A 26,469-nucleotide genomic window follows, 5' to 3' on the forward strand; every position below is an offset into this window, starting at 1 on the left:
ATAAAAGGCAGGCGCCAGGAGGTAAGAGTTATGACGATTCAGGAAATGAAACGCAGGAAACAGGAGTGGGGATATACATATTTTCAGATTGCAGAGTTATCCGGTATCCCTGAGGAAACCGTACAGAAGATATTTGAAGGCAATGGGGGAAATGTAGATTACAGGGTGTGGAATGAGCTGGAAAATGCTTTTCGGGATAAAATGGTGGTCAAGGAAGCGTCTGCTGCCTATGGGGTGAAGCGTAAGCCAGGCTCATATACCATTGAGGATTACCGGAGCCTTCCGGACGACGTAAGGGTCGAGCTGATTGACGGATATTTTTATGATATGGCGGCGCCTACCACCTTTCACCAGTTGATGGCTGCAGAGGTTCATCGGCAGATTGCGAACCATATCATAGAACGTGACGGAACGTGTACGCCTTTTATCTCCCCTGTGGACGTTCAGTTAGACAGCGACGAAAAGACCATGCTTCAGCCGGATGTGGTAATTGTCTGTGACCCAAAGAAGATTGTCAGGCAAAATATTATGGGTGCGCCGGATTTTGTGCTGGAGGTGGTTTCTCCTGGGACCAAGCGGCGGGACTATATCGTCAAGCTGGCCAAATATGAGCAGGCAAAGGTGCGGGAATACTGGATTGTGGACCCCTATACCCAAAAGGCGCTGGTATATTTTCTGGAGGGTGCGGGGGAGGCTGCCATTTATCCCATTGACGCCCAGATTCCAATCAATATCTTTGGCGGGGAGTTAGTGCTGGATTTTTGGCGGATTGCCGGATGGGCCAAGCAGAAATGGGATTAGTTTAGATTTTACAAAAGAAAGGGGTTAAGCTTTCATGGGAATCATTGAGCTGTTTTTGATTGCAGTTGGACTTTCGATGGATGCATTTGCCGTGTCCGTCTGTAAGGGACTGTCAATGAAGAAATGTACATGGAGGAAGGCCTCCCTTGTGGGTGCATATTTTGGGGTATTCCAGGCAGGGATGCCCCTTGCAGGCTATTTCCTGGGCGTACAGTTTCGGGATGTGATTACGTCCGTTGACCACTGGATTGCATTCGTCCTTTTGGGGATTATAGGCGGAAATATGGTGCGGGAGGCATTTGCATCAGGGGATTGCTGCCAGGAGGCGGAGGAGGCTTTAGATATAAGAACCATGCTTGGGCTTGCGGTGGCTACCAGTATTGATGCCCTGGCGGTCGGGGTGACGTTTGCCTTCCTTAAGGTAAATATTGTTCCGGCTGTCTGTTTTATTGGCGTTATAACGTTTACTTTATCCGTGGCAGGTGTTAAAATAGGCAATATATTTGGGACAAAGTATCAGGCAAAGGCAGAGCTTTTGGGTGGAATTATTTTGATTTTGATGGGGCTTAAGATTCTGCTTGAGCATCTGGGAATTTTGGAGCTTGCAGGGTGATGCTTCTGCTTTGGTTTGAGGATAAGAGGGCTTGGCAAAAAGAGTTGAGTTTTTAGGAGAGGAGAAGGGTTATGAGATGGAATCAGTTTCGGCTGACGACGACGACAGAGGCGGAGGATATTGTCAGCAGTATGCTCATGGATTTGGGAATCCAGGGTGTGCAGATTGAGGACAGGGTGCCTCTGACCAAGGAGGATAAAGAGCAGATGTTTGTGGACATCCTGCCGGACTTGCCGGAGGATGACGGCAAGGCGTATCTGACATTTTATCTGGGGGAAGAAGATGATAAGGGGAGTATTCTGATGAACGTGCAAAAGGAGCTTCGGGAAATGCGCGCTTATCTGGATGTGGGCGAGTGTACCATCGAGGAATCCCAGACAGAGGATGTGGACTGGGTGAATAACTGGAAGCAGTATTTTCATCAGTTTTATATTGACGATATCCTTGTCATCCCCTCATGGGAGAAGGTAGAGGAGAAGGATGAGGATAAACTGGTTATCCATATTGATCCTGGAACAGCCTTCGGTACAGGAACCCATGAGACGACCCAGTTATGTATCCGTCAGTTGAAAAAATATGTGAAAAAAGATGCCCGTATTCTTGACGTGGGATGCGGAAGCGGGATTCTTGGGATGCTTGCGTTAAAGTTCGGCGCAGGGTACTCGGTGGGAACGGATTTGGACCCTTGCGCCATTGACGCTACCCATGAGAATATGGAGGTCAACGGCATTTCAAAAGAGCAGTATGAGGTCATGATTGGAAATATCATTGATGATACTGCGGTACAGGATGCAGTCGGTTATGAGAAGTATGATATTGTGGCTGCAAATATCCTTGCAGATGTGTTAATTCCCCTGACTCCTGTGATTGTCCGCCAGATGAAGCAGGGCGGCGTCTATATTACCAGCGGGATTATAGACAATAAGGAGGCGGTTGTGGTTAAGGCTTTAGAAGCGGCGGGCCTTGAGGTTCTGGAGGTGAACCGTCAAGGGGAATGGGTATCTGTGACAGCGAGGAAGAATTAATGCAGCATTTTTTTGTGACGCCTTCCCAGGTGGAGGGAGACAGGATCGTGATTGAGGGTTCTGATGTGAACCATATGAAGAATGTGCTTCGGATGGGCTGCGGCGAGAAGCTTATGGTAAGCGACGGCAATAATTTGAAGTATCTGTGTGGGGTAGAGGAATATGAAGGAGGAAAAGCCCTTCTTCGGATTCTGGAAGAAATGGAGTCGGATACAGAATTATCCTCCAGAATCTATCTGTTTCAGGGACTTCCCAAGCAGGACAAGATGGAGTTGATTGTGCAAAAGGCCGTGGAATTAGGGGCGTACCAGGTAATACCGGTAAGTACCAGGCGTTCGGTGGTGAAGCTTGATGAAAAGAAGGCTGCAAAAAAGGTGGAGAGATGGCAGGAGATTGCCAGGAGTGCGGCGAAGCAGGCGGGCAGGGGCTATATTCCCGAAGTGGGTAAGGTGGTGTCTTATCCGGAGGCTCTTTCCTGGGCAAAGGGGCTGGATGTGCTTCTGATTCCCTATGAGCTTAAAGAAGGTATGAAGGAGACAAAGGAAATCATAGCTTCTGTTATGCCAGGACAGTCCGTGGGTATTTTTATCGGGCCGGAGGGAGGCTTTGAGAGGAAGGAAGTGGATTTGGCTCTTGAATATGGGGCGAAGGCGGTCACTCTGGGGCGGAGAATTTTAAGGACAGAGACGGCGGGACTTGCCATGCTGTCTGTTTTGATGTTTCATTTGGAGGAATAGATTTGTGACCTAACACATAGAAAGCACATATTCTGTTAATAAGAAAATAAAAAATCAGGAAGTGAAAGAATGGGAGAAATATATTTAGACAACTCCGCAACAACCCGCGCCTATGACTGCGTCGGTGAACTGGTAAAAAAGGTAATGTGTGAAGATTATGGAAATCCATCCTCCATGCATGCCAAAGGCGTTGCGGCAGAGCAGTATATAAAAGAAGCAAAAGAGACGTTTGCCAAGCTTCTGAAGGTACAGCCAAAGGAAATCGTCTTTACATCCGGCGGAACGGAGAGCGACAACCTGGCTCTTCGGGGCGTGGCCATGGCGAACCAGCGTGCAGGGAAGCATCTGATTACCACCGCTATCGAGCATCCGGCAATTATTAATACCATGCGCCATCTGGAGGAGGAGGGCTTTCGTGTGACCTATCTTCCGGTGGACCGTTACGGAAGGGTGAAATTAGATGCGCTTAAAGAGGCATTGTGTGAGGATACCATCCTTGTGTCAATTATGTATGTGAACAATGAGGTGGGCTCCGTCCAGCCAATCCAGGAGGCGGCCGGTATTGTTAAGGCATATAACCGGAATATCCTGTTCCATGTGGACGCGGTGCAGGGCTTCGGCAAGTACCGGATTTACCCGAAGAAGCTTAAGGTAGACCTGTGCTCTATCAGCGGCCACAAGATTCACGGGCCTAAGGGTACGGGAATCCTATATATAGGTGAAAATGTGAAGATTAAGCCTATTGTATTCGGGGGAGAGCAGCAGAAGAATATTCGCTCAGGTACGGAAAATGTTCCTGGTATTGCGGGAATATCCCTTGCGGCGAAGATGATTTACCAGGATTTGGATGTGAAGATCGCGCGGATGAGGAGGCTGAAGCAAAAGTTTATCAAGGGCGTCAGCCAGATTGATGATACTACCATTCACGGGCTTTACGATGAAACCAGCGCGCCTCATATTATCAGCGTGGGGTTTGCGGGAATCCGAAGCGAGGTGCTTTTGCATGCCTTGGAGGAAAAAGGCATCTATGTATCCTCCGGCTCGGCATGCTCGTCGAATCATCCTCAGGTCAGCGGTGTTCTGAAAGGAATCGGGGCACGCCAGGAATTCTTAGACGCTACCTTGCGGTTCAGTATGTCAGAATTTACAACGCCAGAGGAGATTGACTATACGTTAGATACCCTCTATAATATAGTGCCGAACCTTCGGAAATATACCAGGCGTTAAAAAAATCTATGAATAAGAGAGAGAAGATAGAAGATGAGATATCATACTTTTTTAATTAAATACGGAGAGATAGGAATCAAAGGAAAGAACCGTTATCTGTTTGAGGATGCGCTCGTCAGACAGGTGCGGTTCGCACTGAAGGACGTGGACGGGCAGTTTGAAGTCTATAAGTCTCAGGCAAGAATCTATGTGGACTGTGAGGGAGACTATGATTATGAGGATACAATAGAGCACTTAAAAAGGGTGTTCGGTATTGTGGGAATCTGTCCGGTTGTCCGCATGGAGGATGCAGGATTTGAACAGTTGAAGAAGGATATAGTCGCATATATGGACGAGGCATATCCAGATAAGCGCCTGACCTTTAAGGTGGAGGCCAGACGCGCCAGGAAGTCCTACCCTCTGACCTCCATGGAGATTAACTGTGCTCTGGGAGAGGCAATTCTTGACGCATTTCCTGAGACCAAGGTGGACGTGCACCATCCAGACGTGATGCTGAATGTAGAGGTACGAAACGAGATTTATGTTTATTCTCGGATTATAAAAGGGGCAGGCGGAATGCCCGTAGGGACCAACGGAAAGGCAATGCTTTTGTTGTCAGGTGGGATTGACAGCCCTGTGGCGGGCTATATGATTTCCAAAAGGGGCGTGGGTATTGAGGCGACTTATTTCCATGCGCCGCCCTATACCAGTGAGCGGGCCAAGCAGAAGGTCGTGGATTTGGCCAGGATTGTGTCCCGATATGCAGGGCCGATTAAACTTCATGTGGTAAATTTTACGGATATTCAGTTGTATATTTATGACCAGTGCCCTCATGAAGAACTGACGATTATTATGAGGCGGTATATGATGCGCATTGCAGAGTATTTTGCAAAGAAGGATGGGTGCCTTGGGTTGATTACGGGTGAGAGCATCGGCCAGGTGGCGAGCCAGACTATGCAGAGCCTTGCCGCTACCAATGATGTGTGCACTATGCCGGTGTATAGGCCCGTCATTGGGTTTGACAAGCAGGAGATTGTGAATATTGCGGAAAGAATCGGAACTTATGAGACGTCTATCCAGCCTTTTGAGGACTGCTGTACCATCTTTGTGGCAAAGCATCCGGTGACAAAGCCTAATGTAGAGGTGATTCGCAGGTCGGAGGAGCATCTGAGTGAGAAGATTGATGAATTGATGAAGACGGCCCTTGAGACGGCGGAGATGATTGAGGTGAAATAGGGGTAAGCATTACTTTGCTAAATAAAAAGGGCAGGGCTTTTTCATAAGCCTGCCCGCATGTTCCCCAATACCTAAACGGATATCCAGAATACGGTTACTCGCAGATATAAGCCTTAAGCGCATCGAGAATCGTATCGATCTCAGCCGTATCAGCATGAATATTCAAGTCAATCGGCTTGGAAAGGTCTAAGCTGAAAATTCCCATAATAGACTTGGCGTCAATCACGTACCTTCCGGATACAAGATCGAAATCATGGTCAAATTTTGTGATATCATTTACAAAAGACTTTACCTTATCAATAGAATTCAAAGAAATCTGAACTGTTTTCATTGGACAAAACCTCCCTTTTATGTTTTCGTGTTCTATACCTATCTTAAGAGGAAGTGATAGAAAAGTCAAGGAACAATTTGCCAAAGATATAAAGTATTCTGTCAGAGGGCTTCTGGCAGTCTGCATAGAGAGTGTTACCCTGGAGGGCAGGTGGACTTCGTCCATAAATGTATACCCAAGGGCACACCGAAATACATGCCCTTCGGGCAGGTGGACTTCGTCCATAAATGTATAGAAAGGATTCAGCATGAACATGAAAAAAGCAGCATTACATAATCTAGGATGTAAAGTAAACGCATATGAGACAGAAGCAATGCAGGAATCGTTAGTCCGGCATGGATACGAGATTGTACCGTTTAAAGAGAAAGCGGACGTTTACATTATCAATACATGTACAGTCACTAATATGGCAGACCGCAAATCAAGGCAGATGCTGCACAGGGCAAGAAAAAAGAATCCGGAAGCTGTGGTGGTGGCCTGTGGCTGTTATGTGCAGGCTAAGAATGGAGTTCAGGACGAATGTGTGGATATTGTTGTCGGGAATAACCAGAAGAAGGATTTGATTGAGATTTTGGAAGCATATGAAGGCTGCAAAAAGGAACGTAAGAGAGAATTGGTTGACATTAACCACACAGATGAATACGAAGAATTACATCTTGAGCAGACGAAGGAGCACACCCGCGCATATGTGAAGGTTCAGGATGGGTGCAATCAGTTCTGTACCTACTGCATTATCCCTTATGTTCGGGGACGAGTCAGAAGCCGAAGAAGGAGCAGTGTGCTTGAGGAAATACAAAGGCTTGCGGATAACGGCTATAAAGAGGTGGTGCTGACTGGAATCCATCTAAGCTCTTATGGTATGGATACCAATGACAGCCTGTTAAATCTGATTGAAGCAGTACACGAAATCAAGGGAATTCAAAGAATCCGTTTAGGCTCCCTGGAGCCGAGAATCATAACTGAAGAATTTGTGAAAACACTTGCAACACTTCCGAAGCTATGCCCTCATTTCCACCTGTCCCTGCAAAGCGGCTGTAATGATACATTGAAGCGGATGAACCGCCGTTACACCTCTGAGGAATACTATGAAAAATGTGTGCTTTTAAGGAAATATTTTACCCGCCCCGCATTGACAACAGATGTAATCGTCGGCTTCCCAGGTGAGACGGAGAAAGAATTTGACCAGTCGAAAGCCTTTATCGACAAAGTCAATTTCTACGAAACTCATGTGTTTAAATATTCAAAGCGGGAGGGAACAAAGGCGGCTTCCATGGAGAACCAGGTGCCGGAGGATGTAAAGACCCTCAGAAGCAATGAGCTTCTTAATCTTAGCAGAAGGAAACAGGAAGCTTACGAGGAGGCGTTAGTTGGAACAGTCAAGGAGGTTCTGATTGAGGAAGAAATTCTGGTGGAAGGAGAGCGTTACCATACGGGACACACCAGAGAATATGTGAAGGTTGGACAGAAAATAGCCGAAAACAGGATTAATGAGTTGGTAAATGTAGAAATTGAGAGCCGTTTACAAATAATTCATTGAATTTTTCCCGTCAATAGGTTAGAATAACATTGAAGTATTTTTGGAGGACGTGAGTATATGAGAGATTTAAGCAGCACACAATTTTTTCAGGTAGAAAGCGGTCCACAGATTCAAGCAAAAGATATACTTGAGATTGTGTACAGGGCATTAAGTGAAAAAGGATATAATCCGGTGAACCAGATTGTGGGGTATATTATGTCAGGGGACCCGACATATATCACAAGTTACGACGGAGCGAGAAGCCTGATCATGAAGATGGAGCGGGACGAACTGGTAGAAGAGATGCTTAAGACGTATATTGAGCACAACAGATGGGTATAATCTATGAGAATCATGGGACTGGACTACGGCTCTAAGACGGTAGGCGTAGCAATCAGTGATGCTCTGGGTATTACTGCCCAGGGGATAGAAACGATTTGCCGTAAGGAGGAGAACAAGCTTCGCAAGACCTGTGCGCGTATCGAGGCATTAATTGAGGAGTACGGGGTAGAGCGGATTGTGCTTGGACTTCCGAAGCATATGAACAATGATATGGGGGATCGGGCGGAACAATCCATGGAGTTTGGGAAGATGCTTGAGAGGCGGACGAATCTTGAGGTCGTGATGTGGGACGAGCGTTTGAGTACTGTAGAAGCGGAACGGACATTGATTGAGAATAATGTGAGAAGGGAAGACCGCAAGAAGTATATTGACAAGGTTGCGGCTGTTATTATATTGCAGGGATATCTGGATGCCTTGGCTAATGGGACTGGTACGATGAAGCGTTAATATTTGCTGTATCAGGAATGGCAGCGGGATTTTTGCAGTTAGTTTGCCATAGCATATGAGGGAGACTGCCGGCGGCAGGCTCTTGAGTTTGCAGCAAAGCAGGAAAATGTAGTGTGGTTTCAGAAAAAGTATTCTTGAGGTAATAATATGGAGAAAATAAGGTTCAGGTCGGAAGATATTCCGGAGGAAGTGGATTTTTTTGTGCTGGAACAGACAAAGGTAAATGGTGTGTCCTATATTCTGGTTACGGATTCAGAGGAAGGAGATGCAGAATGTCTGATCCTTAAGGATACGTCAAAGGAGACGTCATCAGACAGTGTCTATGAGATTGTGGAGGATGACATGGAGCTTACGGCTATATCGAAGATTTTCCAGGAGCTGCTCGAAGATGTAGAGATCGAAAGGTAATATACTATGTCCATCAGTAAAGAGAATTTTAAGAAAATGCTGAAAGAAAAGGGTCTTAAAGTAACCAACCAGCGGTTGCTTGTATTAGAGGTACTTGCAGATCATCGCGATAAGCATATGACTGCAGAAGACATTTACGAACTGGTGAAGGAAGACTATCCGGATATCGGACTGGCTACCATTTACCGGACGGTGCAGTTGTTACGGGAAATGCAGTTGGTGGATCGGATCAATCTTGATGATGGGTGCCTGCGCTATGAGATCAGCGATATGTTTGATGGGGAGACAAAGCATCATCATCATCATTTGATATGTAAGACATGTGGGAAAGTGGTTCCGTTTGAAGAAGACCTCTTAGATGAATTAGAGCGTCTTGTTGAGCAGGAGACGGGATTCTGCGTGTCAGACCACGAATTAAAGTTCTACGGACAATGCCAAGAGTGCCTTAAAATGGCAGGAAAATAGAACGGAGACGCACGTGGAGGTGTAAATTTGAAGAAAGAAAACAATGGAAAATTGCGAATCATTCCCCTTGGAGGTCTGGAAAAGATCGGAATGAATATCACTGCCTTCGAGTATGAAGACAGTATTATTGTCGTGGATTGCGGACTGGCATTTCCGGAGGATGACATGCTTGGAATTGATCTTGTCATACCGGATGTGACCTATCTAAAGGACAATATCCAGAAGGTGAAAGGATTCGTGATTACGCATGGACATGAAGACCATATCGGCGCATTATGCTATGTATTGCGGGAGATGAATCTTCCAATCTATGCAACAAAACTGACTATGGGAATTATTGAGAGGAAATTGACTGAGCATAACCTTTTGCGCAGCACAAGAAGGAAGGTTGTGAAGCATGGGCAGTCGATTAACCTTGGACAGTTTAGGATTGAGTTTATTAAGACGAACCATAGTATCCAGGATGCGGCGGCGCTGGCGATTTATTCACCGGCGGGAATCGTAGTGCATACGGGAGACTTTAAGGTAGACTATACGCCGGTATTTGGAGACGCTATTGATTTGCAGCGGTTTGCAGAGATTGGTAAGAAGGGTGTTCTGGCTTTGATGTCAGACAGCACCAATGCGGAGAGAAAAGGGTTTACCCAGTCGGAGCGGACGGTGGGAATTACCTTTGACCATATTTTTTCGGAGCATCAGAATACAAGGATTATTATTGCGACCTTTGCATCCAATGTAGACCGAGTGCAGCAGATCATCAATTCGGCATGTAAGTATGACAGAAAGGTAGTTGTGGAAGGACGCAGCATGGTCAATATCATCCAGGTTGCCCAGGAATTAGGTTATCTGAATGTGCCGGACAAGACTCTCATTGAGATTGACCAGCTTAAGAACTATCCACCGGAGAAGACGGTGCTGATTACCACAGGAAGCCAGGGGGAATCCATGGCGGCGTTGTCCCGTATGGCGGCGGACGTGCATAAGAAGGTTTCGATTATGCCAGGCGATACGGTTATTTTCAGCTCCAATCCCATTCCTGGCAATGAGAAATCTGTTTCCAGGGTTATTAATGAGTTGTCTGCTAAGGGAGCAGATGTAATCTTTTCTGACGCCCATGTATCTGGACATGCGTGCCAGGAGGAGCTTAAGTTAATCTATTCTCTGGTAAAGCCTAAGTATGCGATACCGGTACACGGGGAATATCGTCATCTGAAGGCAAATGCTGGGATTGCAACTACCCTTGGAATACCTAAGGAGAATGTGTTTATTCTTCACTCTGGAGACGTGCTGGAGTTGTGTGCCCAGGAGGCGAAGATTGTGGACAAGGTTCACACAGGGGAGATTCTGGTGGATGGTCTTGGCGTGGGTGATGTCGGGAATATTGTACTGCGAGACAGACAGCATCTGGCGGAGGACGGAATTCTGATTGTTGTTTTGACTCTTGAGAAGGGAAGCAACCAGCTACTTGCCGGACCGGATATTGTGTCCCGTGGGTTCGTCTATGTTAGGGAGTCCGAGGGGCTGATGGAGGAGGCCCGCAACGTGGTAAGTGAGGCTGTGGAGGACTGTCTGCTGCATCAGCGCAATGCGGACTGGAGTAAGATTAAAATGGTGATTCGGGATACCATGAATGAGTTTATTTGGAAACGTACCAAGAGAAAACCTATGGTGTTACCAATTATTATGGATGTTTAAGTTTATGAAAGGCTTTTGGTGGCAGGATGTCATCAAGAGCTTTTTTTGATTATAGAAGTAAACAGTATAAAACAGTTGACAACAGTTCTAAACTGTTATATACTGTTTAGAACGAAGGGGGGATGATATTGAAATTAATCATTAATCATTCTTCCATGCAGCCAATCTACGAACAGATTGTGGAGCAGATTAAGAATAAGGTTATGCATGGAGAACTTAAAGAAGATACAGCTCTCCCGTCAGTACGGACGCTGGCTAAGGAGCTTAAGGTCAGCGCCCTGACCGTTAAGAAAGCCTATGACGTATTGGAGGAGGAAGGCTTTGTGAACACGGTTCATGGAAAGGGCAGCTTCGTAGCCTTTGCCAATCAGGGATTGATGCTTGAGGAGAAGAAGAAGGAAGTAGAGGCAGAGTTGGAAAGGGCCATTCGGAAAGGGAGAAGCTGTGGGATGACGGATTCGGAGATACGAATGCTGTTTGAGCTGGTTTTGGAGGACTAATATTAAGTCTGAAGAATGAAAAACTGTTTGGAGGGTTGACATGATGTTGAGATTGAATAAAGTAAGGAAAGAGTACAAAGGATTCCAGTTGGATTGTACCCTGGAAGTCCAGGAAGGATGTGTAACGGGACTGATTGGAAAAAACGGGGCAGGAAAAAGCACCACGTTCAAGGCAATTCTGGGACTGCTTAAGATGGATGGAGGCAGCATTGAGATTCTTGGAAAGCCGCTCCATGAGATTGGGAATCAGGATAAGGAGGATATGGGGGTCGTCATGTCAGACGCGGGGTTTAGCGGTTATCTTATGATTCAAGATTTGATTCCAGTGCTTAAAAACATGTATCGGAATTTTCAGGAGGAGGAGTTTAGGAGAAAATGTAAGAAGTTCCAGCTTCCTATGAATAAGAAGATTAAGGAGTTTTCCACAGGAATGAAGCGTAAGCTGCAGGTCTTAGCGGCTCTTTCCCACGAGGCAAGGCTATTGCTTCTGGATGAGCCCACGGCAGGGCTTGATATAATCGCAAGAGATGAGCTTTTGGATATGCTGAGAACCTATATGGAGAAAGAAGGAAGGGCGATTCTGGTAAGCTCTCATATTTCCAGTGATTTGGAAGGTCTGTGCGATGATATTTATATGATTGACGACGGGAAGATTATACTCTATGAGGAAACGGACGTCCTGTTAGATTGCTACGGAATCTTGAAGGCGACGCCAGAGCAGTTCGGAAGGATTGAACGGGAACATATCCTGCGCTACAAGAAGGAAGGATTTGGCTATAGCTGTCTGACGGATCAGAGGCAGTTCTATCAGGAGAATTACCCAGATATAGCGGTTGAGAAGGGAAACATTGATGAACTGATTATGATGATGATACGAGGTGAAGAATAATGAAAGGATTATTTATGAAGGATTTTGGGTTACTGAAAGGGCAGAAGCAATTTTTTGCTGTGATTGTGGTCATGACAGTGATATTCATGACAGCATATACGAATTTTGCCTTTATTATTTCTTATATTACTATCATGATAGGGATTATGACGCTGACGACCATCAGTTATGATGAGTTTGAAAATGGGATGGGGTATCTTTTTACGCTTCCGGTCAGCCGCAGGGAATATGTGGGGGAAAAGTATCTGTTCAGTATTATAACGACATTGCCGGGACTGGCAGCGGTTTCTGTTTTTTCCCTGGTGGTATCCAGAAGCAGAGGCATTCATTTCTCTGTTGGAGAGTGGATATTATCTGTAGTTATCAGTTTCCTGCTGGTCACAGTGATCCTGTCCATATTAATACCTTTGCAGCTAAAGTTCGGCGCGGATAAGAGCAGGGTTGCGATGATGATTTTATGGGGTGTGGGGATTATAACGGTATATTTAGGTATAAAGATATGCGAGGCCTCTGGCATTGACTGGAAGACGGCAATTAATTGGGTTTATAGGCTAGAGCCAATAAAAGCCCTGGCGGGGATTACTGTAATATGCGGAATCATCATGGTGATTTCTTATCTGTGTTCCCTTCGGTTTCTGGAGAACAGGGAATTTTAGAGGCATTTTTAATGTCAGAAGGGGAAAGAAGTAATAGATATTCAGTATTGATTTTCAGGGTAAAAATGGATATACTGTAATCTGGTAGTTTGGAAAACATCGGGGCAATCATGCAGGATTGCTCCGGTTATCTTGCGTTATTCATAAAAAAGTCCAGCTAAGAAATGTCAATAGCTAAAATGAAAAATGTTAAAAAAGTTTTTCAGAAGCATTTGATGTAAAAAGGGTAACTTTAATAAGCCCACCCATGTGGAACTATTTAAAATTCATAAGACCTGTTAGGCTGCGTTCCGTACCTTGTCAGGCTGCGCTGCCAGATACCGCTCACAGTGTTCCTGAGGAGTGATGATCTCAAAATGGTTTATTATCCCGGAGCATGGCAAAAATGATATTGCAGATTTTATGCATGACAGCCCCGACAGCCACGTTTTTCTTCTTGCTTTTGCATTTGTCGGTATAATAGCCGTGGATAACTGGATTTACTGGTGTTTTTGTCCCTTTATCCACCTTAAGATTATTGATAGCCACCATATGCAGGATACGCCTGGCAAGGCTAGAACCCCTCTTGGACATGTGGACTTTATCCCCATTGAACTTGCCGGATTGCTTCACGGCAGGATCCAAGCCGAAGTAAGCATAAAGCTTCTTTGGGGAAGAAAACAGGTCAAAGGAGCCCATTTCAGCGATCAGGACGGCTGCACTGAGAAAACCGACACCACGCAGGGACTGGAGAAGGAAGATACGGTCATAAACCGGCGTCCCTTCCAGCTTATCAACAGCCTTATGCAGGTCCTCAAGTATATTGTCCAGATGCTCCTGGTATTCCCGGTAGGTTTTGATATACAGCCGGATCCGGAGTGCACTGCTTTGAAGCGCACGTCCGAAAACAGCGGCGTCCTTTGCGGCAGCACGTATGGCATCATATTTGGAAACGGCATATTTTTCACCGAAACGTGCGGTTTTGCGTATGGTTTCCACAAGTATGTCTTTTGGGGCGGCAAGCATGTCTGCGGCAAGGGGGTAAGCTTCCAGGAGCTTTAAGGAAGTTTGGGTAGTGACCTTGCTAAACACTTTCCGGTATGCGGGAAAGGACACTTTCAGTTCCGCCGTGAGCTTCAGTACGACAGCGGACTGCAGGTCCTTGAAGTAATAGTAGTCCCGTACCAGGTTGCGCAGGTCAATGACCTCATCATCTGGTATGATGGAAGTCTTCAGGGAAGCATCCAGGCCGACTTTGGCAGCAGCTTTTTTTGAATCAAATTTATCATTATGCAGTTTCCTAACGTTCATATTTGTGCTATTCTTAGTGATGATAGGATTAATGACTGAGCAGTCAAACCCCTTATCACGAAGGAAGTACAGGAGCGGGATGTGGTAGATCCCGGTGGACTCAAGGAAGCAGCGGCTTTCGAGGGAATACATCTCTTGTGCTTCCTTTATTTTTGCGACAGCTTGCTCACGGGACTGCGGATCAGAATGAATGATCTTAAAAGGTTTTCCAGAGAGAATGCCATTGGGCAGCATGATGGACATCCAGGTGAAGTCTGCGCCGACATCAAGCCCGACTGAGAGATAAGGGATGCTTTCAAGCATCATAAGTACTTTTGGTATTTCATGGTTTTATCCTTTCAGGCAGGTATCCATTTCCAGAGGGCGGATACACAACCTAGCGGTTTATACAGGTATAGCCTGGGGCTTCCCAACCAGCCAAAACATAAATCACCACCGAATGGACTGACAGACTTTCTAAGAGGTTTCACCAGCCGGAAGGCCAGTTCCCAAGGAGGCGTCGTCAATGATCCTGCCTCCAGTGATTATACCTCTATGTTTTGTCTGGTGCATTAAGGAAACCTCAGACAGGGTAAATAATGTTGCCTTATAACTTCTGATGGAGGGGGAACTCCTCCTTCTGTTATATCTATATAGATTTATTAGATTGGACTTTGTAACTATTAACCAGTGGTCATTCTTGACTACACCATTATTATACTAGGATGTGTAAGAATGGGAGAACAGACAGAGAACAGTAGGGATTATGAATTATTGTTAAATGAAATTATCAATATAGGAAAAGAGATGATTAAAAGCGGCGCAGAGACAGACCGAGCGGAGGACAGCATGTATCGGATGCTGGAAAGCTATGATTTGGAGCAGTGCAGCGTCTTTGCGATCCAGAGTGACATTCAGGCTACGATAAAGCCTAAGGGCGGGCATTTTATTACACAGATTAGAAGGATTCACAGGACAGGCTTTAACTATGACAGGTTGGATTATCTGAATAACCTGTCCAGGCAGATTTGTATGGACACTCCGTCTGTGGAGGAGATTCGCAAAAAGTATGATGAGGTAATGAACCGAAAGCCTCTGCCCTGGTATCTACAGTTTGTTGCGCCGATTCTGGGCGGAGTGGGCTTTGGCGTATATTTTGGATGTGACTGGCTGGATACGATTGTTGGCGTTATTATCTGCGGGGTGATTGAGGTCTATCTGGGAAATATGCTCAGTAAGAAGGAGGATAACCTTGTAGTGTATAACCTGATCATTGCATTTTTGTCTGCGGCGGCGGTTCTGCTGGCGGGAAAGGTAGGATTTGGACATCATCCGGACCGGATTGTGCTGGGGCTTAACATGGTTCTGATTAGCGGTCTTGGAGTTGCCAATGGAATTCGGGATGTGCTAAAGAGAGCGTATCTGTCTGGGCTTTTGAACATTACGAACGCCTGTCTGGGGGCGGTTGCAATCGCCTGTGGGACAGGGCTTGCCATGCTGATTTTTAAAGGGGATATGTATGAAATGTACATTGCTCCCAGCATTGCCGTACAGTTGATTTCCTGCGGAGTTGCGAGTATGGGGTTTGCACTGGTGTTTAAGGCGGCGGTCAAGCAGTCGGTCTATGCGGGAATCGGCGGCGCGATTAACTGTGCTTTCTACGTGTTGGGGCTGAATCTCTGGGGCAATGATTTTGCGGCGGTCATGGCTGGCTCAGCGATTGTGGCTGCCTATGCTTTTCGGATGTCAAGAGTCCACAGAGCGCCCGCAACGATTTTCCTGACAACATCAATTATGCCTGTGATTCCTGGAGCTTCTTTGTTCTATATGATGCATGGGTTTGTCCAGGCAGATTATGAGCTGGCGTCCCAGCAGGCAATCCAGTTGGCAAAGACCTGTCTTGCTGTGGCCTTTGGTTTCCTGCTTGTTGAGATTGTGACACGTTATGTGGGAGAATGGAAGGTTACAGGGGCAGAGCAATAGAGAAGTGGTATGGATGGAGAATGAGTTGTGGATAGGAAGAAGAACATCAGATGGAATACACTGCGCATCACCGCAGTTGGATTTTTAGGCATTATATTGATAGGGGGAGCGCTGCTGTACCTGCCTGTCAGTAACACGCGGCCAATCTCGTTTATGGACGCGTTGTTTACGTCGGTAACATCAGTGTGTGTGACAGGGCTTGTGACGATTACACCGGCCTCCCAGTTTACACTGTTCGGAAAGGTTATATTACTGTTGCTGATTCAAATTGGCGGTCTTGGAGTCATTGCATGTACAGCGGTATTTTTCTTCCTGCTGAGAAGACGGATTACGCTGCGGGAAAGGCTGGTGCTTCAGGAATCCTACGGCGCGGACCGTCTCGGCGGTATCGTTCGGATGGTTAAGAAGATAATCCTTGGAACGCTGGCGGTGGAGGGATGCGGTGCGGCGCTGTATGCGTTCCAGTTTGTGCCGGAGTATGGACCGGTCAAAGGGCTTTGGTATTCCGTCTTTCATGCAGTCTCAGCATTCTGTAATGCGGGAATTGATATTCTTGGGGAAAATAGCCTTGCGGATTATGTGACTAATCCGATTATCAATATTACGACCATCCTATTGATTATCTTAAGTGGTATCGGATTTACAGTCTGGTTTGACGTGCTGGAGAATGGAAAGAAGCTTATCCATCGGGAAGTGCCGGGAAAGTGGTGGTTTACAAGGCTTAGGCTTCATTCTAAACTGGCTTTGATTATGACGCTGCTTCTAATTATTGTCGGGACTGTGTTTGTGTTTTTTGCTGAATATGGGAACCCTAATACTATCGGCGGTATGAGCTTCGGGGAAAAGCTTCTAGCCTCTATGTTTCAGTCTGTGACTACAAGGACGGCAGGATTCTATACATTTTCCCAGGGGGCGATGCATGATGAGTCGAAGCTGTTCTGCTCCATTCTTATGTTTATCGGCGGTTCTCCAGGGGGAACGGCAGGCGGAACGAAGACGACCACATTTGCGATGTTGTTCCTTGCATGCCTTACCTTCGTGAAGGGAGGAAATGATACGGAATGTATGGGCAGGAGAATTTCTGTGGCAAATTTCCGGACTGGCTTCTGTGTTGTGATGGTGGCCTTTTCCGTATTTATTACGGGGACGATCGCAATTCTTGCGATGGAGCCTGACGGTATTCCTATGATAAATATAGTCTATGAGACGGCGTCGGCTGTGGGAACTGTGGGTCTTACAGCGGATTTGACGCCTCATCTTGGCAGGGCAAGCCAGGCGGTAATCATGGTTATGATGTATATGGGGCGGCTTGGCCCCCTTACACTGGCGCTTATATTTGCGGGGAAGACCCATCCAAGGGATAAGGTGCGGCGTCTGCCCAAGGAACAGATTATGGTTGGATAGATAAAGGAGGAAATCATGAATAAGCAGTTTGTGGTATTGGGGCTTGGAAGCTTTGGGGCCAGTGTGGCAGTTACGCTTCAGAAGCTTGGCTGTGACGTCGTGGCAGTAGACCAGGATATGGAGCTTGTCACTGACATAGCGGAGAAGGTTACTTATGCGATGCAGGCGGATATCGAGAATCCAAAGCTTTTGGAATCTTTGGGGTCAAGGAATTTTGACGGAATGGTGGTGGCTTCATCAGAGAATCTGGAGGGCAGTATTCTTGCTACTCTTGCCGCTAAGGAGATGGGGATTCCTTATATCTTATGCAAGGCGCATAATGAGAGGCATGCCCAGGTTCTTAGGAAAATCGGGGCGGATGCAGTTGTATTTCCAGAGGAGGAAATGGGGCGCAAGATTGCAAAGAACCTGGTGTCTGCAAATCTTGCAGACTGGATTGAGCTGTCGCCGGACTATAGCATTGTGGAGACTGCCATACCGAAGCGGTGGATTGGCAAGACCCTTAAGGAGTTGGACGTCAGAAGGACTTATGAGGTTAATGTAGTGGGAATTCGGGAGGAGGAGGAAGGGCGTGTGGAGATTACGCCAAATCCGGAGATGCCTCTTAAGGAAGGGATGATCTTAATGCTGATTGGCGCCAATGAGGCGTTGGAGAAGATATAGAAATTAATAGGTTCTTAAGATTCTTTTCATATCTTTAATGGATTGAACACACTTTAGACATATTTATTGTTTATACTAGAGTACAGATAGTTGGTTAGGATATCAACTATCCCCCCTCAATAAAGCAAAGCACTTAGGGGAGTTACCCCTAGTGCCGCACTTTAACTCTCATTCCTTTAACTACTATAATAACAACGAAACCCGTTATCCCTTGTGGATGGCGGGTTTTCGCTGTTTACAAAAGGGATGGTGTATGTTATTATGAGGTCTGTACCAAACTTTTACCAAACTTGGATTTCACTTGAATTTCTGAGTCAAAACTGCAGTTGTATTTTAGAAAGAATTTGATATATAATATTGCTTGTCTATACTATATAAAATGAAATGCGAATGGTTTGAATGGTATGAATAGTGTGAATTTTGTATGACAGTAACTATGTTTTGTTGAGAAGCAGTTGTTTTTACCATTCATATTGCATATAATGAGGAAAAGAGGAAGAGTCAATGATAGAGACAAATTTATCTCAGACAGTCAATGCCACGAACGATTCTGGTTCTGCATATGATACAAATGTAAAATATTTGCTTTCGGACAAGCAGATATTATCATGGATTTTGAAATATACAGTTGAAGAATTTCGGGAAATGGATATTGAGGATATTATTGGATGTGTTGGCGATGATATCGAGATAGGAACGAGGCCGACTGATGCAGGACTTTCTAATCTTGGGCGTGTAAAAGGAACAGAAACGGAGGACAGTGTTCCGGGAGAAGGTATCATTTACTATGATATTCGTTTTACTGCGTACATCAAAGAAGCTGAGATGAAAATTCTGGTAAACATTGAAGCACAAAAGTCATCATGTTATAGCAAATTAGGATATCATTTGGAGAATAGAATTATCTTCTATCTTGCAAGAATGATTTCGGCACAGAAGCAGACGGAATTTTTTCACAGTGATTTTGATAATTTGAAAAAAGTCCGGAGTATTTGGATTTGTATGGATAATGATGAGACGGAAGATACCATTGAGGAAATTGGATTAGATAGAAAAATGGTTTTCGGGAATAAGAAAAACTCATATCATATGGATTTGATGAAAGGTATTATTGTCAATATAAGGAATGAGGAGAAGTGTATTTCCGGCGAGGGTATAAAGAAATCTCAAAACGTATTGATATCTATGCTGGAAGAGTTGCTTTCTGAAAAAGATGCTGTAGAAAAGAAACGTATATTGGCAGATGAGTATGGAATGAGAATGACTACTGAATTAGAAGGGAGAATCCAGATTATGTGTAATTTGTCAGAGAATATTAGAGAACGGGAAAGAATTGATGCTATTAAGAGAATGATTAGGGTTAATATCACAAAAGAGCAGATTTTATCTATGGGATATACGGAAACTGAATATAAAAAAGCGGAGAGTTTATTATGTGTAAATGTTTAAACGCATGGTGTTAAATGAGATAAATTAAAAGTATCCAGAGAATCAAAAGAGTTACATTAACTTGCCCCCTTATCATACGGATTTGATGTAGAAATTGATTATAAGGTTGAATTAGAAAAAGTCAGAGAGGAATAATATGCGAATATTCATTGATACAAAAATTCTGGCGGATGTGTTATTAGGCAGTGATATCGTAAAGGGGACATTGTTTGGAATAATTTACCTGTAGGATAGAAGCGTAATCTATCCTACAGAGGTTTTATCAAGATTTCTATGTTGATTTTTATAATCATATGATTGATTTTGGTCAGATTGATTTATGTAAAGCTGATTACAGATGACTTTGAGATACCATATAATTGATAAGAGCCTGTTTTGGAATCTTCCAGTCCTTCCCTTCTTTGTACCCTTTCAAATTGCCTGATTGTACAATCCGGTATGCCTGAGTCATGCCAATCCGGAGTAGTTCGGCAACTTCTTCTATCGTCAGGATATCGTCGTATTGTTCAAACATTCTTATCCCTTCTTTCCTTGGAATTGTAAGGTCACTGTCATGTTTGGATACATGGCTGACAGCTTATCTTGGATATGTTTTAAGCAGTCCTTCATAATCTCAGGCGTAAGGACGGAAGCCTCTGGATGGTAACTGAATGCATTGACTGCAAAATGCAGATGAGGGGCATTTCCTTTTGAACTTTTGGACGGATAACGGTACTTACCTGTAGGTGAATAGGAGTGTCCGCCCCGTTCCATGTCCAGACCGTATAATACTTGGTATCCGGGAGAAAAAAATTTTGCAACCCATACAGCCATTGGTAACAGCCAGTTAAAGTCTTGCTGACATGCGAAGGTAATACAGAAATGCCAGATTTTTTGAGGATTCTTATGAAGGGAACAGAGTTCGCTCAGTTTAAATTGTTCTATGATTGACAGATCCGGGTTACAGGTAAAGCCATAACCGCAGATACATTCTTTTTGCGCAATGTAGCCTAACACACGTTCATATACGTCATCATTGCTAGGCAGTGTCATAAAATCTGTGTAAATAAGTTGTCTGAAAATGCCCTTTGGACTACTTGATTTCTTGCTCAAAATGCCAGAATCCAGTCAAGGCAAGGGTTCCAGACTTTACGGGCTTTTGGCATTTTGATAAAATTCATTATGTCAGTCCAGAGAACTTACTCACATAATCTGACACTCTCGGTTGAATAACTGCCTTTGATTTTAGCAAGCTTGCAAGTCAATATATTTTTCTTTTTGTGGTTGTAAATCCAAACAAATAGTCCGCAGACACGTTATAGTATTTGCATAAAGCGATAAAATGCCGAATGGGCAATTCGTTTGCTTCACGCTCATAGCGTGCATACATAGTTTGAGATGTACCTAAGTAATATGCTATTTCCTTTTGAGTCAAATCATGATCTTCTCTTAAATCTCGTAATCGTTTCATATAATTATGATTGTTCATTTTTTCACCTCTTCAAAATATATCATAGTAAATATATTTACTATTGATTTTAATAAATATATTTACTATAATAAGATGTGACAAATATCGGCTGATATTGACATAATTCGGGAAAATACAGGAAGTGAGCGGTCTGTATATTGAAAGCAGCTTTCAGGTTATATGAATGGAAAGCTTTAGTTTATTCAGTGATTCAAAATACTTTATGATGACAAAGGGAGGGAATGAGAATGAGTAGTAAGGATTGCGAGATAAGTACATATCAAGGACATGAATATGTAGACATGATGAAGGATACAAGTAATTTAATCGCAAGAGAGAAGGCAGAAAGTTTGGGAGAGGTGATGACGGCTTTTAAAGAGAGTGCCCAGCTGGCTAATGAGGTTGAATTCTGGAAGTGGATGGGAGCTAATTATCCGAAGGATTTATCAAATACTGAGTTGATCCGAAGGGCAGCGGTTGATAAAAGCAGATGGTTGAATACTCAATTGCAGGGAAAAGGCTATGAATGGGACTATATGGCTAAGCAGCGTATGAAGCCTGCAAAAATATTATCCATATTTGAAGCTGGGGATTGTCCGACACAGCCGGGGATTGATATTACGGAAACGGGAGTCCTGGATAATTCTGTGAAGATGACTTATCAGAATAAGGCATATCTGAGCAGCAATAATCCTAATCTCCATAATACGCCGAAAGATGCGATTGTTGTTACTAATAGTGAGAAAGTATCATATTCCAAGAAACGGGGTTATGTAACGGAAGAGTATATGGATGCAAAAGAGATTGCGTATGTCAGGGATTCAAGATTTCAAAAGGCATTATCAAGGCGGGCAGATACATCCTATAATCTAAAAAATGTTGCGATGACTTCGGCTAAGGCTGGTGTGATGGGAGCAGCGATAGGGATTACTATTGAGACGATTTCTTCTTATAGAAAATGGAAAAGGGGTGAGATAACCGACGAAGATTATTTGAAAGAAATTTTCAGTGCAGGAGGCGAAGCAGGAGCAACTGCAGGTCTGACGACGGCGGCAATGATTCCGGTTCAGTCAGCAATTACTGCGGCAGGCGCTTCAACACTTTTATCAATCCCTGTGGTATTCGTTTTTGGTAAAGTAATCAATTCTGTAATTGCACCTTGCTTTGGGAGAGGAAAGTATAGACAGATTTTGTCTGAAGCAAGATATTATCTGGAAATAGAGAAAGTATATGATGATTTTTTACGTGCCGTAGAGCGTTCGGCAGAGCAGTATGTAAAATATATGTCTGATATGCAGGGGCAAGCTGCAAGGTATAAAGAATTAAATAGTTTGAGTAAGACGATAGATCAGGATTTAGAAAAAATATATGTATCAATTTAGGAGGGATATAATGGAGGCGAGTATTGTATCAAGAGAAGATATGAATTATCTGGCACAGCAGTCTGCCGGGAAATTAAATATGATTTTATCAGGTATGACAGCATTACTAAATGACAATGAAAACAAGGTAAATATGTTGGAATCACAAACCTGGTTCCAGAGAATGGCAAGGACACTCACTGGTAAAAATAAAATGGCACAGCAGGAAATACAGAGAAACCATGACAGGATGAATCTCTATATGTCACAAGCCATGACTGCTCTTTATGAGCAAAACTGTATAGATCATCAGATCATGATGAGCCTGGGAAATCAGATTAATGGACTGTATGCAGAACATCTGCAGTTAAAACAGATGTTAGGAGCATTTGCAAGTAAATTGAACGAGAAAATTGAGAGCATAGACAACTTTCATATTTTAGTGACAGAGATAGAACAAGGCGTATATTCTGACGAAAGCGCTATTATTTCTGTCTGTAAAATAATGGCCCAATTAGATAAGCGTACAGCTCTTGATGACAGAAAACGGGATATTTTATATCGAGGGATGCAGCAGCAGGGGATTCTTGATGATACAGAGAAGCCGTTAGGGGATTATTTATTGGAATTTACAGAGATTGGAATGGAATCAATCGGAGCAATATATCTTGAACTGGAGTCAATAAGAGATAATTATATGGCGGGACTGCTTCTCAAACTGATAGAGGGATACCACTTTCTGCCTGATATGGCAAGAAAATTAAAAAATAAGCAGAGTGTTGTAGAGGAAATTATCAGGAATGAAAATCTGGATTCGGATATTAGAGTGACTACGCAAGAGGTTTATCAAGACTTCGTAACAAGTAAAATGGAAATGTTGGACAGACAGTTGCCGGCGGAACAAATCCAAGATGGAATGATGTTGGAGGATGCAGAAAAATTATTTTTAGAGTGCAGATACAAAGAAGCTTTGGAATGCTTTGAAAGTCTGTCAGGACGAGGGAACGGACGTGCGATGTATTTCCTTGGATTATATTATGAAGGGGGATATGAGACAAAATATATCGACAAAGAGAAAGCAAAAAAATACTTTTGTGAGGGTGAAAAAAATGGAGATGTACTGGCGGCATATATGTGGGTAAATAGAATGGAGGTAGAAAAAGAAGAAAGGCAGCAGAGATATAAGGAGATAAAGGAAGAAATATTAAATCTGGCACAGACGGGAGATATTTTTGCGCAAAGAATAATTGGAGAAATGTTTGCAGGTGGATATGGAGTGCCTGTAGATTATGAGTCAGCTCTTGATTATTATATGAAATCAGCAGATGGCGGCTGTTGCGAAGCAATGAATCTTTTGGGAACTTGTTATGTTTATGGAAAAAGCTGTACAAAGAAGGATGAAGGAGAAGCTGCACAGTGGTATAAAAAAGCCGCAGACAGAGGATATGCAAGAGGACAGGCGAACTGGGGGCTATGTAATAAGTTGGGAGTAGGAGTAGAGAAGAATGGGTATGAAGCTGTGAGATGGGATAAAAAAGCCGCAGAACAAGGAGATGCAACTGGACAAAATAATTTGGGAACATGTTATTCTGATGGAGTAGGAGTGGAAAAAGACGAATATGAAGCAGTAAAGTGGTATAGAAAGGCTGTAGAGCAAGGAGATGGATCGGCACAATGCAATTTGGCAGGTTATTATGCTAATGGGAGAGGAGGATTAGTAAAAGATGAATATGAAGCAGTAAAGTGGTATAGAAAGGCTGCAGAGAACGGAAGTGAAGATGCTAGGAAAAAATTGTCGGAATCTTATGGTATTCACATAAAGGAGGAGTCGAAAAATGGTTAGTACAAAAGGAGAAGAAGATTATAGAAATGGACATAGATGCTTGATGACATCGAATAGCTACAATTTAAGAGATGCTATGATATATTTTGAGAAAGCTGCAGATGAAGGACATATAGAAGCTGCTTTTCAATTAGGATATTTGTATTTGGCAGGAGAGCCGCAAATAGCGAGAAATTGTGAAAAAGCCCTCAGTTGTTTTGAAAAATGTGCAGAGGCAGGGATGTCAAAAGCAAAATATGAAGTTGCGAAGTTTTATCTTGAGGGGATAGGTGTAGAAAGCGATGAAAAGAAGGCATTTGAATTGTTGGTTGAAGCTTTCAGAGAGGGGTTTTATCTAGCTTCTGGTGAATTATACAAATGCTATGAAAAAGGGAAAGGGACGGAAGTAGATATTGATAAAGCCCTGGAATATAATGGATACGCTCGGCAGATGGGACTTCAGGGAGCAGAGGTAGATTTTATTCATTTAGCTGCTCTGAAAAATCCTAATATAAACGAAGAAGGAAAATTAATTTATTAAAGGCGATGACATGAAGATCGGTGAGGAGAAAGGGGAAAATGTTAGAAGTAAATATAGGAAAGTAGTATAGAAACTGGAGAAAATGATTGAGGGTATATTGAAAAGGGATACAAAATGTCGCTGGATAGCAAAAGCAACAAGGCTCAGTTATATATTATTATCATGAAACCATTCATAGAAGTGGCAGGAGGAAATCATCTTCCTGCCATTTGTTATATTCAGAAGGAGGGATAACATATCTGGAAAATTATCACTACGGTAAGGAACATTAGTAAATCAATCAGTGAGATTGCTGATTTTATGAAAGGAGGGACGAATGATGAAGGGAATTGAGATTGCAATATTCGTTATCAGATGCGGAATCAAATTGGCGGAGATTATAGCGGAAGAAGATTAATGAGAAGCAGAGTCTGAAACTTACCGGAGACTGGCAGTTATTAACTCAAATGGAACGAATAGGCTGCCAGAACCGGCAAAAATAGGAAGGGGTGAAAGACAGGAATGGATAAGGATTCGGCAGGCAGTATTTGATATAGGATGTTTTACTTGTAGATTATTATATATTTATTCGGAAAACAGAGGTAGCAAGTACGAAATGATGAATCAGAAAAAGTGCAATATAAAAGAGGATGAGTTGGAATCTCGCAAAGAAGATTCCGGGTATTTGCTCAAAGATTTAGAATCACTTAAAGAAGAGATTCTTCGGATTATAAGAATTGATGGAGCAAAAGAATATAGTATCATTGAAGAAATTTTTAGCTCTATTAAAGCGGATTGGAAGAACAGAGAGAAGGAACTGCAGAAACGGAAGGAATGTTGTTATTATGAAGATGCATTAAAAGGCAGTGATCTGTATCAGAAAGAAACTCTCAGGAAACTTATAGCAGAAAGCAAAAAGGTCTATTTTGTATTTACATCGTCTGCCCGTACAGATTTTGCAAGGGCGATCATGACATACACAAATTCAAATTACTATCATGTGGCGGTTTCATTAAATGAAGGGCTGACGAACCTGTATTCCTTCTCACCGCAGATCGGGCAGGATAAATTATCAGGCGGATTTACCTGTGAAAAAATACATAGCTATAAGAAAAATGATTATGATATCCATGTAAGCTGTATGATAATAACGTCAGAGAAATATAAACAGCTTTTGCAGGAAATATCTGCAATGATGAAATATCAGAGACAGACAGAATACAATTATGCCGGATTGATTAATTATGTTTTGGGAAAACGAGAGGAAACGAATGGATACAGAATGTTCTGTTCCCAGTTTATCATGTATTTATTTCGTAAGCTGGGTATTAATGTAATTCACAAAGAACCTTGCTTTACTTCGCCGGAGGATATCGCAGGGCTGGGGGAAGATTCTGGCATGTATCACTTATATGACGGCAGAGCAGCGTTCTATGATAAAGAAAAAATCATGAAAATATTTGACGCCGTGTAAATATAGAATGTTTATACCCAAGATGGATCTGGGTTAATAAAAAAGGGTGCATAGGCGGAAAAGTTTTGATGAATCAGTAATGCGTATGCCAACGGCTATGTAAAGGTAATATAATTCAGTTGGATAGTATTATTATAAAGTGATTCATATGAGCGGCAGGAGGAGAGGTCCAATAGTGTAAATGAGAGAGCGAGTAATTTAGAAACT

Annotated in this window: 27 protein-coding genes and 1 pseudogene; 23 read left to right on the forward strand and 5 right to left on the reverse strand. The window is 43.5% G+C overall.

Annotated elements, in window-relative coordinates:
- The first annotated feature begins 30 nt into the window (after positions 1 to 30).
- The 6 genes from GN277_RS07430 (at position 31) to thiI (ending at position 5,618) form a co-directional block, all read left to right on the forward strand.
- Complete coding sequence (locus GN277_RS07430) at positions 31 to 801, forward strand: Uma2 family endonuclease (protein WP_159750522.1); 771 nt, start codon at positions 31 to 33, stop codon at positions 799 to 801.
- 34 nt (positions 802 to 835) lie between these two features.
- Positions 836 to 1,414: a manganese efflux pump MntP gene (locus GN277_RS07435; protein ID WP_159750523.1), complete on the forward strand. Its 579-nt coding sequence runs from the start codon at positions 836 to 838 to the stop codon at positions 1,412 to 1,414.
- A gap of 71 nt (positions 1,415 to 1,485) precedes the next feature.
- On the forward strand, positions 1,486 to 2,439 hold the full coding sequence (gene prmA / locus GN277_RS07440) for a 50S ribosomal protein L11 methyltransferase (protein WP_159750524.1): 954 nt from the start codon (positions 1,486 to 1,488) through the stop codon (positions 2,437 to 2,439).
- Positions 2,439 to 3,176 carry a 16S rRNA (uracil(1498)-N(3))-methyltransferase gene (locus GN277_RS07445; RefSeq protein ID WP_159750525.1) on the forward strand — a complete coding sequence of 246 codons (738 nt, stop codon included), beginning with the start codon at positions 2,439 to 2,441 and terminating at the stop codon, positions 3,174 to 3,176. The genes prmA and GN277_RS07445 overlap by 1 nt, the downstream gene beginning before the upstream one ends.
- A gap of 69 nt (positions 3,177 to 3,245) precedes the next feature.
- Positions 3,246 to 4,403: a cysteine desulfurase family protein gene (locus tag GN277_RS07450; protein WP_159750526.1), complete on the forward strand. Its 1,158-nt coding sequence runs from the start codon at positions 3,246 to 3,248 to the stop codon at positions 4,401 to 4,403.
- A 33-nt stretch (positions 4,404 to 4,436) separates the two neighbouring features.
- The gene (gene thiI / locus GN277_RS07455; protein ID WP_159750527.1) at positions 4,437 to 5,618 is read left to right on the forward strand and encodes a tRNA uracil 4-sulfurtransferase ThiI; all 1,182 of its coding nucleotides are present in this window, start codon (positions 4,437 to 4,439) and stop codon (positions 5,616 to 5,618) included.
- 94 nt (positions 5,619 to 5,712) lie between these two features.
- Here thiI and GN277_RS07460 read toward each other — a convergent pair whose 3' ends face one another.
- Positions 5,713 to 5,949: an HPr family phosphocarrier protein gene (locus GN277_RS07460; RefSeq protein WP_159750528.1), complete on the reverse strand. Its 237-nt coding sequence runs from the start codon at positions 5,947 to 5,949 to the stop codon at positions 5,713 to 5,715.
- Positions 5,950 to 6,202: 253 nt separating this feature from the next.
- On the opposite strand from GN277_RS07460, the gene mtaB reads away from it, so the two are divergent.
- From mtaB to GN277_RS07505, 9 genes are all read left to right on the forward strand, one after another.
- A complete protein-coding gene (gene mtaB, locus GN277_RS07465) occupies positions 6,203 to 7,486 on the forward strand; it encodes a tRNA (N(6)-L-threonylcarbamoyladenosine(37)-C(2))-methylthiotransferase MtaB (RefSeq protein ID WP_159756480.1) in 1,284 nt (427 codons plus the stop codon).
- A gap of 57 nt (positions 7,487 to 7,543) precedes the next feature.
- The gene (locus tag GN277_RS07470) at positions 7,544 to 7,807 is read left to right on the forward strand and encodes an IreB family regulatory phosphoprotein (protein WP_159750529.1); all 264 of its coding nucleotides are present in this window, start codon (positions 7,544 to 7,546) and stop codon (positions 7,805 to 7,807) included.
- Positions 7,808 to 7,810: 3 nt separating this feature from the next.
- The gene (gene ruvX / locus GN277_RS07475) at positions 7,811 to 8,254 is read left to right on the forward strand and encodes a Holliday junction resolvase RuvX (protein WP_159750530.1); all 444 of its coding nucleotides are present in this window, start codon (positions 7,811 to 7,813) and stop codon (positions 8,252 to 8,254) included.
- A 147-nt stretch (positions 8,255 to 8,401) separates the two neighbouring features.
- The gene (locus GN277_RS07480) at positions 8,402 to 8,662 is read left to right on the forward strand and encodes a DUF1292 domain-containing protein (RefSeq protein ID WP_159750531.1); all 261 of its coding nucleotides are present in this window, start codon (positions 8,402 to 8,404) and stop codon (positions 8,660 to 8,662) included.
- 6 nt (positions 8,663 to 8,668) lie between these two features.
- The gene (locus tag GN277_RS07485; RefSeq protein WP_159750532.1) at positions 8,669 to 9,127 is read left to right on the forward strand and encodes a Fur family transcriptional regulator; all 459 of its coding nucleotides are present in this window, start codon (positions 8,669 to 8,671) and stop codon (positions 9,125 to 9,127) included.
- 27 nt (positions 9,128 to 9,154) lie between these two features.
- Positions 9,155 to 10,822, forward strand: coding sequence for a ribonuclease J (locus GN277_RS07490; protein WP_159750533.1), 1,668 nt, complete (start codon positions 9,155 to 9,157; stop codon positions 10,820 to 10,822).
- Positions 10,823 to 10,950: 128 nt separating this feature from the next.
- On the forward strand, positions 10,951 to 11,322 hold the full coding sequence (locus GN277_RS07495) for a GntR family transcriptional regulator (RefSeq protein ID WP_159750534.1): 372 nt from the start codon (positions 10,951 to 10,953) through the stop codon (positions 11,320 to 11,322).
- 43 nt (positions 11,323 to 11,365) lie between these two features.
- Positions 11,366 to 12,211, forward strand: coding sequence for an ATP-binding cassette domain-containing protein (locus GN277_RS07500; RefSeq protein ID WP_159756483.1), 846 nt, complete (start codon positions 11,366 to 11,368; stop codon positions 12,209 to 12,211).
- On the forward strand, positions 12,211 to 12,867 hold the full coding sequence (locus GN277_RS07505; protein WP_159750535.1) for an ABC-2 transporter permease: 657 nt from the start codon (positions 12,211 to 12,213) through the stop codon (positions 12,865 to 12,867). The genes GN277_RS07500 and GN277_RS07505 overlap by 1 nt, the downstream gene beginning before the upstream one ends.
- 278 nt (positions 12,868 to 13,145) lie before the next feature.
- Here GN277_RS07505 and GN277_RS07510 read toward each other — a convergent pair.
- Positions 13,146 to 14,463, reverse strand: a pseudogene (locus tag GN277_RS07510) (IS110 family RNA-guided transposase).
- Between the two features lie 408 nt (positions 14,464 to 14,871).
- Here GN277_RS07510 and GN277_RS07515 point away from each other — a divergent pair.
- From GN277_RS07515 to GN277_RS07530, 4 genes are all read left to right on the forward strand, one after another.
- Positions 14,872 to 16,119, forward strand: a complete 1,248-nt coding sequence (locus GN277_RS07515; RefSeq protein ID WP_159750536.1) for a threonine/serine exporter family protein — start codon at positions 14,872 to 14,874, stop codon at positions 16,117 to 16,119.
- Between the two features lie 27 nt (positions 16,120 to 16,146).
- Positions 16,147 to 17,523: a TrkH family potassium uptake protein gene (locus GN277_RS07520; RefSeq protein WP_159750537.1), complete on the forward strand. Its 1,377-nt coding sequence runs from the start codon at positions 16,147 to 16,149 to the stop codon at positions 17,521 to 17,523.
- 15 nt (positions 17,524 to 17,538) lie between these two features.
- Positions 17,539 to 18,186 (forward strand): potassium channel family protein, encoded by a 648-nt coding sequence (locus GN277_RS07525; RefSeq protein ID WP_159750538.1) that lies wholly within the window; start codon positions 17,539 to 17,541, stop codon positions 18,184 to 18,186.
- Between the two features lie 504 nt (positions 18,187 to 18,690).
- Positions 18,691 to 19,635 carry a hypothetical protein gene (locus GN277_RS07530; RefSeq protein WP_159750539.1) on the forward strand — a complete coding sequence of 315 codons (945 nt, stop codon included), beginning with the start codon at positions 18,691 to 18,693 and terminating at the stop codon, positions 19,633 to 19,635.
- A 331-nt stretch (positions 19,636 to 19,966) separates the two neighbouring features.
- Here GN277_RS07530 and GN277_RS07535 read toward each other — a convergent pair whose 3' ends face one another.
- The 3 genes from GN277_RS07535 to GN277_RS07545 all read right to left on the reverse strand — a co-directional run bounded on the left by GN277_RS07535 (position 19,967) and on the right by GN277_RS07545 (position 21,103).
- A complete protein-coding gene (locus GN277_RS07535; protein ID WP_159750540.1) occupies positions 19,967 to 20,149 on the reverse strand; it encodes a helix-turn-helix domain-containing protein in 183 nt (60 codons plus the stop codon).
- Positions 20,150 to 20,151: 2 nt separating this feature from the next.
- A complete protein-coding gene (locus tag GN277_RS07540) occupies positions 20,152 to 20,667 on the reverse strand; it encodes a hypothetical protein (RefSeq protein ID WP_159750541.1) in 516 nt (171 codons plus the stop codon).
- A 208-nt stretch (positions 20,668 to 20,875) separates the two neighbouring features.
- The gene (locus GN277_RS07545; protein ID WP_159750542.1) at positions 20,876 to 21,103 is read right to left on the reverse strand and encodes a helix-turn-helix domain-containing protein; all 228 of its coding nucleotides are present in this window, start codon (positions 21,101 to 21,103) and stop codon (positions 20,876 to 20,878) included.
- Between the two features lie 230 nt (positions 21,104 to 21,333).
- Between GN277_RS07545 and GN277_RS07550 the strand changes: the two genes are divergently transcribed.
- From GN277_RS07550 to GN277_RS07565, 4 genes are all read left to right on the forward strand, one after another.
- Positions 21,334 to 22,467, forward strand: coding sequence for a hypothetical protein (locus GN277_RS07550; RefSeq protein ID WP_159750543.1), 1,134 nt, complete (start codon positions 21,334 to 21,336; stop codon positions 22,465 to 22,467).
- A 10-nt stretch (positions 22,468 to 22,477) separates the two neighbouring features.
- A complete protein-coding gene (locus GN277_RS07555; protein WP_159750544.1) occupies positions 22,478 to 24,289 on the forward strand; it encodes a tetratricopeptide repeat protein in 1,812 nt (603 codons plus the stop codon).
- Positions 24,282 to 24,809 carry a tetratricopeptide repeat protein gene (locus tag GN277_RS07560; RefSeq protein ID WP_159750545.1) on the forward strand — a complete coding sequence of 176 codons (528 nt, stop codon included), beginning with the start codon at positions 24,282 to 24,284 and terminating at the stop codon, positions 24,807 to 24,809. The genes GN277_RS07555 and GN277_RS07560 overlap by 8 nt, the downstream gene beginning before the upstream one ends.
- Positions 24,810 to 25,404: 595 nt before the next feature.
- Positions 25,405 to 26,262 (forward strand): hypothetical protein, encoded by an 858-nt coding sequence (locus GN277_RS07565; protein WP_159750546.1) that lies wholly within the window; start codon positions 25,405 to 25,407, stop codon positions 26,260 to 26,262.
- The last annotated feature ends 207 nt before the right edge of the window (positions 26,263 to 26,469 follow it).

This window comes from Sporofaciens musculi (assembly GCF_009830285.1).
GTDB lineage: Bacteria > Bacillota > Clostridia > Lachnospirales > Lachnospiraceae > Sporofaciens > Sporofaciens musculi.